Source organism: Frankia sp. CoBUL1 (assembly GCF_978021245.1).
This window is the reverse complement of record NZ_CDXDOS010000101.1, coordinates 1-11574: the sequence shown is the minus strand read 5'-3', so window position 1 is coordinate 11574 and position 11574 is coordinate 1. Positions and strand designations below refer to the sequence as shown.

Below are 11574 nucleotides of genomic sequence, written 5' to 3'. Positions count from 1 at the left end.
GCCCGGTGCGATCGAACAGGTTGCCCCGGACGAAGTCCAGGGCGAGGCCGCCGGGCCTGGACTTCAGGGGGGTGAACCCGTCGGGCAGGTCGACGAGGCGGTCGAGGATCGGATGGTGGAACTCCTCGACCGCGATGTACAGCAGTTCGGACGGGGGCTGGGCGGACAGAACGTTTACGGCGACTCGGAAAGAGCCACCACCCTCGACGTGTATCTGGTAATGCGGGCTGTCGTGCCCGCCCTCCCTGCGCCGGTCGAGTAGCCGGCCTTTCAAGACGCCGTAGCCTGCCAGCGGCATAACATTTCCCCGATTTCCGCGGCGATGAAAAGATCCGGTTGAACGATATCATTCCCGTCTGGCCAGGCGGGTGCGGCGGGGGGAGTTCACCTATCGGTTGGTCTGCGGTCACCCAACGGTGATGCAGGCCGCCCGCGGGCCGGCGGCCGACCCCCATCATGGAGGGGCGGTCATGAAAAGGCGGTGATTCATGGTCGGCGTGGCGCCCGGGCGGTTACCGTCGGAGTGTCTCCAGGCAGGAGACAAGATCCGTGGGCGGCGGCATGTCGCGCATTTCCCGGCGTGTCTCGCCTACGGCGGCGAGATCAGGGTCGGCGACGATCTCATCTCGGCCGACCTACGGGCCAGGCCGCTCGCCGCTCCCGGCTGAGGGCGAGGGTCGCCGCGTGCAGCCCGGCCATGCCGTGTACCCCGGCGCCGGGAGGGGTGGCGGCGGAACACAGGTAGACGCCGGGCAGCGGCGTCGCCCAGGGGCGTGGCGAGAGCACCGGCCGGGCGACCAACTGGTGCAGGTCGGCGGTGCCACCGCCGATGTCGCCGCCGATCTCGTTGGCGTTGTGCGCCTCCAGCGCCGTCGGTCCCATCACGTGGCGAGCGAGCACCCGGTCGCGGAATCCGGGAGCGAAGCGTTCGACCTGGGACTCGAGCGCGTCGGTCATGTCGACGCTGGAGCCCAGTGGGACATGGCAGTAGGCCCACCCGGTGTGCCGGCCGGCCGGGGCACGGCTCGGGTCGGCGGCGCATGCCTGAACGAACAGTACGAACGGCCGGTCTGGATGGTGGCCGCGGGCGACGGCACGCTCGGCCGCGGCGATCTCGGCGAGCGTGCCGCCCAGGTGCACGGTCGCCGCCCCGGCGACCGCCGGATCGCGCCAGGGCACCGGTCCGTCGAGCGCCCAGTCGATCTTGAAAACTCCCGGTCCGTACCGGTATCGGCCGAGCGCGGCGCGGTAGCGGCCGGGCAGCGCGGCGCCGGCGACCGCGAGCACCTGGCGAGGGGTGAGATCGAGCAGCACGGCCCGCGCGGGCGGCAGTTCCGACAGGCTGGTCACCGGGGCGCCGGTGACCAGTTCGCCGCCGAGTTCGCGCAGCCGGGCGACCAGGGCCTCTGCCAGTGATGATGATCCACCGACGGCTACCGGCCAGCCGACCTGGTGCGCGAGCACCCCGAGGAACAGCCCGTAGCCCGCGGTGACCGGGCGATGTAAATCGATCATGGAATGGGCGGCGAGCCCGGCGAACAGCGCTCGCGCCGCCTCACCGCGCAGCGCGGCGTGGGCGAGCGCGGTCGCGGACCACAGCCCGCGCACGCCGAACCGGGCGAGGGCCAGGGGCGCGGCGGGCGGCAGGTCGAACGGTGCCAGCACACCCTCGGCCAGCCGCGAGCCGTCGGACGCCAGCGGGCCGACCAGCCAGCGCCAGCCGGAATCGACGCCGTCCCGGTCGGCGAGGCCCGCCGCGGTGGCGTCGAGGTCGCGGCGCAGCAGCGCCGCCGGGCCGTCGTCGAGCGGGTGGGCGAGCGGCACCGGCGGATGCGCCCACCGAAGCCCCTCGGTGGGGGTCGGGTCTGCGGTGGGGGTCGGGTTCGCGGAGGACGCCGGGTTCGCGGAGGACGCCGGCCCTGTGCCGAAGGCGCGCAGGGCGGGGGATGCGAGCGCGAGCGGCAGAACGGTTGCGCACACGTCGTGCCGGAAGCCGGACAGCGTCGGCTCTTCTGTTCGCAGCCCACCACCGGGAGTGCCCGCAGCCTCCCGGACGAGTACCCGCCAGCCGGCCTCGGCCAGCGTCAGGGCTGCGGTCAGCCCGTTTGGACCGGCCCCGACGATCACCGCGTCGAAGCTGTCCGTGCTCACGGTGCACCTCTTCCATGCGGATTCCAGGCAGGATCGTGCCGCCGCCGGGCATCGAGCCCGAACGTGATGCCCGCCCGAACGTGATGCCCGCCCGTCCGGTCGCGACCCGGGGCCGCCGTCGCGCCGCTGGTCCGAGCCCAGGAGCAGATGCCACAGAAGGTGTCCAGCGTCACGCATAAATGGGGCTTTTGTCACAGAGGGAAACTCGGCTGTGGACTCGCACGTTGAGATCTGTGCATCATTAGTCACTTTCCGTTTCTGCGGGTCCAGGGTGGGCGTCGGATGTGGTCGGACCGCAGTGTCCGACGGGCGCCGGCAAACCATCGCCAATGGTGACACTTCGGGGCCGATCTCCGACGAGACACCCGTCCCGCCGCATCGAACTCGAGGAGGATGCCATGACCGCTTCGGTTTCCCCGCCGTCACCGTCCCGGCACAGCCATTCGCCGCCCATGTCCGGGTCCACCGCCAAGAACGTGCGCCGGACCCGGGGTGACCACAACCCCCTGCGTCCCGATCTCCAGGCCTCCCTGGTCGTGTTCGTCGTGGCGTTGCCCCTGTCGCTGGGCATCGCCGTCGCCTCGGGGGCGCCGGTCGCCGCGGGTCTCCTCGCCGCGGTGATCGGCGGCGTCGTCGCCGGCGCCCTCGGCGGTGCGCCGTTGCAGGTGAGCGGGCCGGCAGCCGGGCTGACCGTCATCGTCGCCGATCTCGTCCACACCTACGGGTGGCGCGTTACCTGCCTGATCACCGCAGGGGCCGGGATTCTGCAGATCCTGCTCGGGCTCTGCCGGGTCGCCCGCGCCTCCCTGGCCGTCTCGCCGGCCATCGTCCACGGGATGCTCGGCGGCATCGGGCTGACGATCGTCCTCGGCCAGTTCCACGTGGTGCTGGGCGGACAGGCCGAGAGCCACGCCTGGGAGAACGTCGTGGCAGTGCCCGAGGCGATCATCGATCCGCACGGTTCCGCGACCCTCGTCGGCTTCGTCACCATCGCCACGATCCTGCTCTGGCCCCGGTTGCCGAAGAGGCTGCCGAACGCCGTCCGAGCCATCCCCGCCTATCTCGCGGCGGTCGTGACGGGCACCCTGCTCGCTGCCGTCGCGGGCTTCGACCTGCCCAGGGTCGACCTGCCCTCGTCCCTGTTCGACGCGGTCGCCCTGCCGGGCCTCCCACACGGCGACTGGTCCGGCATCGCGCTGGGCGTCGTCACCGTGGCCATCGTCGCCAGCGTCGAGTCCCTGCTCTCGGCCGTCGCGGTGGACCAGCTTGCCACCACCCGAGGCTGGCGGGGGCCGCGCGTCGACCTCGACCGCGAGCTGCTCGGGCAGGGCTCGGCGAACCTCGTCTCGGGCCTGGCCGGCGGGTTGCCGATCACCGGGGTGATCGTGCGCAGCTCCACCAACGTCGCCTCCGGCGGGCGTACCCGGAAGTCTGCCGTCCTGCACGGCGTCTGGGTGCTGCTGTTCGCCGTGTTCCTGGGTCGCATCGTGGAGTGGATCCCGCTGTCCGCCCTCGCCGGCCTGCTCGTCGTCGTCGGTGCGCGGCTGGTCAACGTCGCGCATCTGCGCCACGTCCGCCGGCACGGGGAGCTGCCCGTCTACCTGGTGACAATCGTCGGTGTCGTCGCCCTCGACCTCCTGCAGGGCGTCGCCCTGGGTCTGCTCACCGCGCTCGCCCTGGTCCTGCGCCGGGTGCTGTGGTCGAGTGTCCGGCTGGTCCGCACCGGCGAGCTCTGGCAGGTAGAAGTCGAGGGGACACTGAGCTTCCTGTCCCTGCCCCGCCTCGCGCGGATCCTGGGCCGTATCCCCGTCGGTGCCCCCGTCTCGATCGAACTCATCGTCGACTACCTTGACCACGCCGCCTATGAGCATCTGCGCGGCTGGTGCGCGAACCACGAGGCGTCCGGCGGGACGGTGAGCGTCGACGAGATCGGCCAGGTCTGGTTCCGCCGGCCGGCCGAGGTCGCGGAGCAGCGGCGCCGTACCGTCGTCCCGCACCTCCCGCGCTGGTTCGCGCCCTGGTCGCAGTGGCAGGAACTGGAACTCGCCTCGTCATCGTCGGATCCCTCCTCGTCTGATTCCCCTTCGTCGGGATCGCGGTCCTCGGATTCCCAGCCCGCCGGCGTCACTCCGCCGGCGATCCACCCAGTCCAGGGCCCGGACACGGCGGTGTCGGTGCCGGCGCAGGCCTCCCCCGACCGGACATTCGACCACGTCAGCACAATGCTGTTCGGGGTGAACGAGTTCCACCGGCGGGCCGCCCCGCTCCTGCGGGGCACCTTCGACGAGCTCGCCGGGGGACAGCAGCCCGGCGCCCTGTTCCTCACCTGTGCCGACTCCCGCATTGTTCCCAACATCATCACCAGTAGCGGTCCCGGCGATCTGTTCACGATCCGTAATGTCGGGAACATCGTCCCGGTGGACGACCCCGCCGGATCCGACCCGGACGCGCCCTTGCGGCGCGGTGGCGACCTGTCGGTGACCGCCGCGCTGGACTACGCCGTCGACGTCCTGCGGGTGCCCTCGCTCGTGGTGTGCGGCCATTCCGGCTGTGGCGCCATGCAGGCGTTGCTGTCCGGCGCGCTCGACGGCGCACCCGACTCGGCCCTGGCGGGCTGGCTGTCGCACGCCGCCGCCTCGCTTGAGCGGACGCCCCCTGCCGGCACGGAGGACCTGCCCCCGGTGGAAAGGCTGGGCCGCGCCAACGTGGCGCAGCAGTTGGAGAACCTGCGCGCGCATCCGGCCGTGCGCCGTGCCCTGGCACGCGGCACGCTGGAACTCGTCGGCCTGTACTTCGACATCGCCGACGCGCGCATCTGGGTGTTCGAGGAGTCGACCGGCCGGTTCGTCGACCCGATGGACGCGTTGCCGACGGCGGTCATCGGGACCGGCTCGCGTCGCCGGTGGGACGCACCGGTGCGGGTGCCCGCACCCATGGTCGCGGTCGGCGCGGCTTCTGCCGACGAGCAACCGCCGCCCGCCGGCAGGCGGGCCCGGTGGCTCGGCCTGCCGCGGTAATGCCGCAGCGGTGAAGGGCCGCCGATCGCCCGGGATCCCGGGATCCCGGGATCCGAGGTGCTGACCCCGCAGATGCACCGATGGTCGGCGACGTCGACCGTTTGATGACGTCGACCTTTTGATGACAGAGAGTTGCCGAGGGTGAGGCGCGGTTTCAAGACCGGAGACCGTTACCAACCCTCGGCGATTCGCCGTCGCGCCAGTTCGCCGTCGCGCGGTTCGTCCGCGGGGGTCACGAGGCCGGGATGACCCGCTCCGGGTAGTCCAGCCAGGATGTCTGACCGTCGGGGGTGACGGTGAGCCCGAAGCGGGCGCAGGACGGCCGCCCTGCGTTCACCCACCAGTCGTAGGCCATTTCGAGTTCGTCCCACAACCGTCGTGGCCCATACTGGGTGACCTCGTGCCCGTCCGACTGCCCGTCCGACCCGGCGGTCAGTGACGCCCACGAATGTGACGCCGCGTGGGACAGCAGAAGTGTTCTCGCCGGGCCGCCTTCCTCGATCTGCCCGGTGGTGCAGCCGGGCAGCCACAGGCCGACCGCGAATCCGGCCGCGGCGTCCGCGAAGGGCTCATCCAGATACCGGCAGGTTGTTCTGACGTCGGCGTCGTCCTCGCCGAGCCACCAGACGGGTTTGTCGGCCCGTTGGCCGCGCAACCGCATGAAACCCGCATCATCATGAAAATGGCCCGAGGCGGTGCCGTCCGCGACGGTCAATGACAGCAGTGCCCCACCGAACTCGCTCGTGAACGGCAGCACGATCCGCCCGCCCGGCCGGGTCTGCGTGATCCAGGGGTAGGGAACGGTAACCACCGACGCCGTGGCGATGATCCGGTCGTAGGGAGCCCGATCGGGAAACCCCGCCGCGCCGTCCCCGACGACCACCGTCACCGGACGGCCGATCCTGGCGAGGGCCGCGCGGGCGTGCCCCGCGATTCCCGGATCGATCTCGATGGTGGTGACCTGGCCGGTCGGGGTCTGCTCGGCGAGCAGCGCCGCGTTATAGCCGGTCCCGGTACCGATCTCGAGGACGTTCATCCCGTCCCGCACATCGAGGAGGTCGAGCATCCGGGCCATGACCCACGGCGCGCTGCTGGAACTGGTCGGTATGACGCCCCTACCGTCGTACCTGCCCGTCCCGTCGTCGACCTGCGTCGTGATCCCGTCGTCGCTGCGGCACAGCTCCGACCACCGCTGTGGATCATCCTGGCGCCGGAGCGGGACCAGGAAGAACCCGTCCTCGTCCCGGACCCAGATCTCATCCGGGATGAAATCCTCGCGGTTCACCCGGCGGACGCTCACGCCTTCCCTGAGCCCTTGCACACGCCGCAGGAGACGGTCTCGTTCTTGCCGTCGCTGGTCACGGTGATCTTCCCGCTGCCGTTGCAGGTCGGGCAGGCTACCGGTTTCGCGTGCTTACCCACCCGACCGCCTCTCACCCGGGGTCATCTAGCCACCTGGGGCCACCTGGGGGTTCGGACCCACGGCCATGATTCCATCCGGACGGTGCCGCGCGTCAAGGGGCCGCGGCAGCCTCGTGGCCGGGCCGGGAAACCGGTCGAACCTGACGATTCTGATGCGATTTTCACTCGACCTCCAAGCGAGCGGTGGGTGATGACGCCGCTGCGTTCGGGCGGGTCGCCCACGATGCTGTAGTCGGGCAGAACGGTCACCCCGAGCCCCCTGGGCGACCATGAGCTTTCCCACCCGCGCACCGGCGCCGATGGACGCCGGACCCGGCGGATCTCGCTAAAGCGGGCGGCAGACGTGTGTCAAGGTCCAGTCGGTTCCGGTTCCGGTCGCGGTCGCGGCACTCTCCGTTTTCGGCTGCGTGCCGGTCGTGCCGTCATGACCGCCCGCGCCGATCCGATGGTGCAGGAGGGTCGCCGTCAACGGGGCGACGTCGATCCGCCAGAACATCTCGACCGGGCAGCGCAGGGCGACCACGAGCACGCCCCGGATGACCGCCGGATGGGTCACCGCGATGATGTGGCTCGGTTCGGTGCTTCGCCGGACCAGCCAGTTCTCGACGCGGCTGAGCAAGCTCAGTAGGGATTCGCCGCCCGGCGGGGCCACCGCCGGATCGCTGTGCCACCGGCGCAGCTCGTCCGGGGGAATCTCGTCCAGGCTGCGCCCCCGCCAGGCCCCGACGTCCAGGTCGCGCAGGGCCGGATCCACCTCGGGGACGACGGGTGGGCCCGGGGCCCGCGGGATGGTGACGTCACCCTTGCGGGCACCGAGGCCCAGGGCGGCGGCGGTCTGACAGGCCCGCGCGGATCCGTCGCAGAGCACCCGTCCCGTCGCGGGAAGCGCGCCAGCCGCTACCGCCTCGGCGGCGCCGGCGGCTCGGCGCAGCCCGTCGGCGTCGAGAGGCTCGTCGACAGGGAACCGGGCGGCCCGCAGGGCCACGGTCGGCGCGCAACTAACCAGGGCCAGCCGCACCGGCGGCACCGATCGCGCTGGTGGGGGCCGCGGTACGTCGGAACGCGCGTTCGGTCAACGTGCCGAACAGCAGGCCGATGGCCGCCCAGACGGTCGCCTGGATGGCGAGCGAGGCGATCCGGAACCGCCACAGCACGTCGGCCGGGAAGCCCTCCGGCGTCTCGTGCACGCGGGGCAGAACGGCGTAGACGACGCCCAGGACCACCAGCCCGCCGACGGCGGCGGCGATCGTCGCGTTCCAGCCGCCGAGCCGGCCGGTGAGCCGCCGCGCGGCCACACCCGTCCCGACCACGACGATCACCGAGATCAGGATCATGAGGAAGTACAGGACGGTCCGCCGGCCGATCGTGTCGGGATTCCCGATCGCGGGGGGATTCGCCGGGTACTTCAAATCGGGCAGGAGGTAGACCGCGGTGAACCCGGCGAGGGCGACCAGGGCGGCCGTCCCGCGGGGCCCGAGGGTGCCCAGGCGGCCCTGCACGCACGCATACGCCAGGGCGAACATGCCGCCGATGGCGACGGAGAAGAGCAGCAGACCGGTGAACAGACCGAGCGTCGACTGCACGGTCCGGGACACCGGCTCGGACTCCTCGTGCGCGTGAGCGGCGAGACCCACCACCTCGTGCGCATGAGTGGAACTCTCGCCTGCCGACTCGAAGGTGATCGCGTGACCGATCTGGCTCTCGCCGAGGGTCTTCGCGACGATGAAGGCGAGCACGGCTGCGACCAGACCGACGAGCATGCCACGGATCAACAGTGTTCGTGCCACAGCGTCTCCTCGCTGGAACAGATCGGGAGGAGGCGTTAGTGGCAGGGGAAGCCGAGCAGGTGGCGGGCGTCGTGCACGAACTCGTGGACGTAGTTCCCGCCGAAGATTGACAGCGCGCCCTGCTCGGCGCCGACGAAGTACAACCCGAGCAGCGCCAGCAGCCCGCCGAAGAGCAGGAAGGGCACCAGCTCACGTATCGGGATGGCCGGCAGGGCGAGCGGTGCGGGGGAGACGGCGGGGTGCGCCATGCGGAGAACCTCCACTGGAATCACGCGTTCCACGGGTAGGACGGGTTCGGGCAATGGGTCTGACTTCCGAGACCATCCAGGACGGACGGGCCGATCACAGTGGCGCGACCATGCCGGAATCACACCGGCTTCCATCACACGAACATGTAGAGATAAACAGCGCTATGTAATCCTGTCAAGTTTTATGGGCCGCCAGGATGGCTGGATGGGCCCGGGTGCGGTCCCGTGGGGCATGCTGGTGTGCATGACGACGACGTTCGCATCGACCCTGGTGCCCCTGACCGCGCGTGATCACGGTGATCACGGTGATCACGGTGACGAGGGTGACGCACCGAGCGGGCTCGCGGGCACCGTCGCGTCCTGCTGCACGCCGCTGGCTCGCACCCCGCTGTCCGCGGAGGACGCCGAACGTCTCGTCGGTGTGCTCAAAGCGATCGCCGTTCCCGCCCGGCTGCGGCTGCTGTCGATGATCTATGCGCGGGAGGGTGGTGAGGCGTGCGTCTGCGAACTGACCGAGCCGCTCGGGCTGACCCAGCCGACCGTCAGTCACCACCTGAAGGTTCTTGTCGCCGCCGGCCTGATCAGCCGGGAGAAGCGTGGCGTGTGGGCCTACTACCGACTCGTGCCCGGAGCGCTGCCCGCGCTCGCCACGGTCTTCGCTCCGGCCGCCGCTCCAGACGCCGAGTGAGACGACCGCCGGGCGGGACCTGCGCATCGCGGCCGGCGGTGGTCAGAGGGACCAGCAGCGGTCAGGGGAGCCAGGAGACGGTGGCGCAGCCGAGCTGATGCCGGATGGGGCCGTCGGGCCCGGCGTTCGTGGCGTAGGCGCACACCGTGTGCGGGACGGCGCTCGTGATGACGGTGGTCTCGAAGCCGTGGTCGGAGCCGGCGTCGGGGTAGAAGCGGGCGACGTCCGGTCGGGAGGCGTCCGCGGTGGCGGTGGTGGCGGTGGCACCGTCGAGAGTGACCGTGACGATGAGGGGGTCGGCGGGGTCGTCGGGGTCGTAGGTCCAGCCGGCGACGCGGACGCTGCTCCAGCCGGCGGTGATCCACGGGTTGGGCGTCGCGAGGTCGAGGTAGCCGAGGGGCGTGTGGTCGACGGCGGGCGCGTCCACGGTCGCGGTGGCGCAGCCGAGGCTCCGCCGGTGGAAGGAGCCGAGCGGGCCGATGTTCACCGCGGCGGTGCAGACGGTGTGGGTGCCGGGTGCGGCGGCCACGGTGGTGTCGAAGCCGTGGTCGGGGCCGGCGCCCGGGTGGGCCCGGGCGACGTCGGGACGGGAGCGGTCGGCGACGACGGTGGCGGTGGCGACGTCGTCCAGAATGATCGTTACGGCCAGGGGGCGGGTGAGGTCCCCCGGGTCGATGGTCCAGCCGGCGACGCGGATGCCGGCGGGGGATGCGTCGGCGAGATCGAGAAAGCCGAACGGCGGCGCATCGTCCCCATCGGGACAGGTTTTCTCGGTTTTCTTGATCTTCTCGGTTTTTCTGATCTTCCCCGTCTTCCCCACGTCACTGGACCCGGCCGTCGGGCAGGCGCCGGCCACGGCGGATCCGGCTAGGCCGACGCCGATCAGGACGGTGGTGAGAGCGAGGATGCTGATCATCGCGACGGCGGTACGTACGGGCGTTCGATGCGGCGCGATGGCGATGATCGTCATCCTCTCCCCTCTCGCTCAAGGTGTGAACTGAAAGTAGCATCTCCATTGCTATTGGTCGACGGCCGTGAAGGTTTTGTTGCATGTTGCATCCACGTCGCCGCCATGCGCATTCTGCGGGTGCGGTGTCCGTACGGCCATGGAGCGGTGGGGCGGCGACTGGACCCGGCTCGCCGACCGCCGCTGTTACCAGACCTGGATCAGCCAGCTCGGTCTGGCGGGGGAGCCGTGGACCGGTCGCGGGACCGGATAGCCGAGAAAGCCTGCCGCGATCGTGCGCCCGCTCCCCGACTCGGCGGCCAGCCGAACCGGGAGAACGGTTCCGCCCGCAGATGCAGACGGATGATCTCCCTGCTGTACGCCAGCGTGTCGGCCGGCAGATCGTCCGGTGGGTGCCAGGCGAGGGCGGAGCAGGTGGCTGGCTCCCGATTGGTGGGCTCGCCGCTCCACCGCGACACCAGGAAGCCGAAACCGATACGAGCGTCGCTGTCCGGCGGAAGGGCATGCGTGATACCCGCGAAAGTGACCTCCTCGGGTTCGACCCCGATACCGAGCTCCTCGCCGAGCTCCCGGATCACCGCGGTCACGACGTCCTCGGCGGGCTCGATCCGTCCGCTGGGCAGCGCCCAGCAGCCGCTTCCGTAGATGCCTCCCGCGCGTTTCGCCAGGAGCAGGCGGCCGTCCCGTATCAGTAGCGCAAGAACGTCGACCGGGGTCCGGTGTTCGTGCCGCATGATCCTCCTCGTGCTCTTCTTCCCGCGGACCGACTCGAGGCCCGTGACCGGGAAACGTAGCGCGCAGGGCCCCGTCCTTCAGAGTGAAGATTCAGCAGGGATTCGGCCGGCGCCCAGCGGCAGGGTGGCACTGTTCCGCGCATGCGCATCCTGGTGGCGGACGACGACCGGAGTCTGGTGGCGCGACTGCGGGCGCTGCTGCGCCGTGGTGGTGGGGAACGCCCGGTCGTCCTGGCGGCTGGCGATCTCCGGCTCGACCCGCGTCGCACCGGGCCTGGCGGGGTGAGTCACCGGTCGAGCCGACGCCACGGCAGTTCTCCCTCCTGGAGTTCCTGACGCGCCGTCCCCGTCCCGTACCGACCGGTGGGTAGGGCGGTGGCACGGGACGGGGACGGTAACCATCCCGGCTACATCCTCGTCTGCCGGCCAGCCGCCAAGGCTGGATGGTCACCATCCAGCAAGCCGACCCCACAGAACCGAGGACACCTCAGCGCCGGACACGCCGAGGCGGTTCAGACATTTTTCCGGGAGATTCCTTGCGCCTTGGCACTATAGCAGGG

At 70.8% G+C, this 11574-nt stretch carries 12 protein-coding genes; 3 read left to right on the top strand and 9 right to left on the bottom strand.

What is annotated here, in order from left to right; translation table 11 throughout:
- A partial coding sequence (locus AC08OX_RS09655; protein WP_476607494.1) for a DUF2278 family protein occupies positions 1-298 on the bottom strand: 298 nt, incomplete at its 3' end.
- 323 nt (positions 299-621) lie between these two features.
- The gene (locus AC08OX_RS09650) at positions 622-2151 is read right to left on the bottom strand and encodes a phytoene desaturase family protein (RefSeq protein WP_476607493.1); all 1530 of its coding nucleotides are present in this window, start codon (positions 2149-2151) and stop codon (positions 622-624) included.
- Between the two features lie 398 nt (positions 2152-2549).
- Between AC08OX_RS09650 and AC08OX_RS09645 the strand changes: the two genes are divergently transcribed.
- A complete protein-coding gene (locus AC08OX_RS09645) occupies positions 2550-5168 on the top strand; it encodes a SulP family inorganic anion transporter (RefSeq protein ID WP_476607492.1) in 2619 nt (872 codons plus the stop codon).
- Positions 5169-5400: 232 nt separating this feature from the next.
- On the opposite strand, the gene AC08OX_RS09640 is transcribed toward AC08OX_RS09645, so the two are convergent.
- The 5 genes from AC08OX_RS09640 to AC08OX_RS09620 all read right to left on the bottom strand — a co-directional run bounded on the left by AC08OX_RS09640 (position 5401) and on the right by AC08OX_RS09620 (position 8625).
- On the bottom strand, positions 5401-6468 hold the full coding sequence (locus tag AC08OX_RS09640) for a methyltransferase domain-containing protein (RefSeq protein ID WP_476607491.1): 1068 nt from the start codon (positions 6466-6468) through the stop codon (positions 5401-5403).
- The gene (locus AC08OX_RS09635) at positions 6465-6590 is read right to left on the bottom strand and encodes a hypothetical protein (protein ID WP_023842045.1); all 126 of its coding nucleotides are present in this window, start codon (positions 6588-6590) and stop codon (positions 6465-6467) included. Before AC08OX_RS09635 ends, AC08OX_RS09640 begins: the two co-directional genes overlap by 4 nt.
- A 325-nt stretch (positions 6591-6915) precedes the next feature.
- Positions 6916-7608 carry a histidine phosphatase family protein gene (locus AC08OX_RS09630; protein ID WP_476607490.1) on the bottom strand — a complete coding sequence of 231 codons (693 nt, stop codon included), beginning with the start codon at positions 7606-7608 and terminating at the stop codon, positions 6916-6918.
- Complete coding sequence (locus AC08OX_RS09625) at positions 7589-8377, bottom strand: CbtA family protein (RefSeq protein ID WP_476607489.1); 789 nt, start codon at positions 8375-8377, stop codon at positions 7589-7591. Before AC08OX_RS09625 ends, AC08OX_RS09630 begins: the two co-directional genes overlap by 20 nt.
- 35 nt (positions 8378-8412) lie before the next feature.
- The gene (locus AC08OX_RS09620) at positions 8413-8625 is read right to left on the bottom strand and encodes a CbtB domain-containing protein (RefSeq protein ID WP_476607488.1); all 213 of its coding nucleotides are present in this window, start codon (positions 8623-8625) and stop codon (positions 8413-8415) included.
- Between the two features lie 205 nt (positions 8626-8830).
- On the opposite strand from AC08OX_RS09620, the gene AC08OX_RS09615 reads away from it, so the two are divergent.
- Positions 8831-9313, top strand: coding sequence for an ArsR/SmtB family transcription factor (locus tag AC08OX_RS09615; protein WP_476607487.1), 483 nt, complete (start codon positions 8831-8833; stop codon positions 9311-9313).
- 61 nt (positions 9314-9374) lie between these two features.
- On the opposite strand, the gene AC08OX_RS09610 is transcribed toward AC08OX_RS09615, so the two are convergent.
- Both AC08OX_RS09610 and AC08OX_RS09605 read right to left on the bottom strand, forming a co-directional pair.
- The gene (locus tag AC08OX_RS09610; protein ID WP_476607486.1) at positions 9375-10283 is read right to left on the bottom strand and encodes a hypothetical protein; all 909 of its coding nucleotides are present in this window, start codon (positions 10281-10283) and stop codon (positions 9375-9377) included.
- Between the two features lie 197 nt (positions 10284-10480).
- Positions 10481-11014 (bottom strand): NUDIX domain-containing protein, encoded by a 534-nt coding sequence (locus AC08OX_RS09605; RefSeq protein ID WP_476607485.1) that lies wholly within the window; start codon positions 11012-11014, stop codon positions 10481-10483.
- A 141-nt stretch (positions 11015-11155) separates the two neighbouring features.
- Between AC08OX_RS09605 and AC08OX_RS09600 the strand changes: the two genes are divergently transcribed.
- Positions 11156-11350: a response regulator gene (locus tag AC08OX_RS09600; protein ID WP_198537912.1), complete on the top strand. Its 195-nt coding sequence runs from the start codon at positions 11156-11158 to the stop codon at positions 11348-11350.
- The last annotated feature ends 224 nt before the right edge of the window (positions 11351-11574 follow it).

Excerpts from the sequence above, each read along its gene's own strand:
- AC08OX_RS09615 (WP_476607487.1), top strand. The coding sequence starts at position 8,831 with ATGGGCCCGGGTGCGGTCCCGTGGGGCATGCTGGTGTGCATGACGACG.
- AC08OX_RS09620 (WP_476607488.1), bottom strand. The coding sequence starts at position 8,625 with ATGGCGCACCCCGCCGTCTCCCCCGCACCGCTCGCCCTGCCGGCCATC.
- AC08OX_RS09610 (WP_476607486.1), bottom strand. The coding sequence starts at position 10,283 with ATGACGATCATCGCCATCGCGCCGCATCGAACGCCCGTACGTACCGCC.
- AC08OX_RS09605 (WP_476607485.1), bottom strand. The coding sequence starts at position 11,014 with ATGCGGCACGAACACCGGACCCCGGTCGACGTTCTTGCGCTACTGATA.
- AC08OX_RS09645 (WP_476607492.1), top strand. The coding sequence starts at position 2,550 with ATGACCGCTTCGGTTTCCCCGCCGTCACCGTCCCGGCACAGCCATTCG.
- AC08OX_RS09600 (WP_198537912.1), top strand. The coding sequence starts at position 11,156 with ATGCGCATCCTGGTGGCGGACGACGACCGGAGTCTGGTGGCGCGACTG.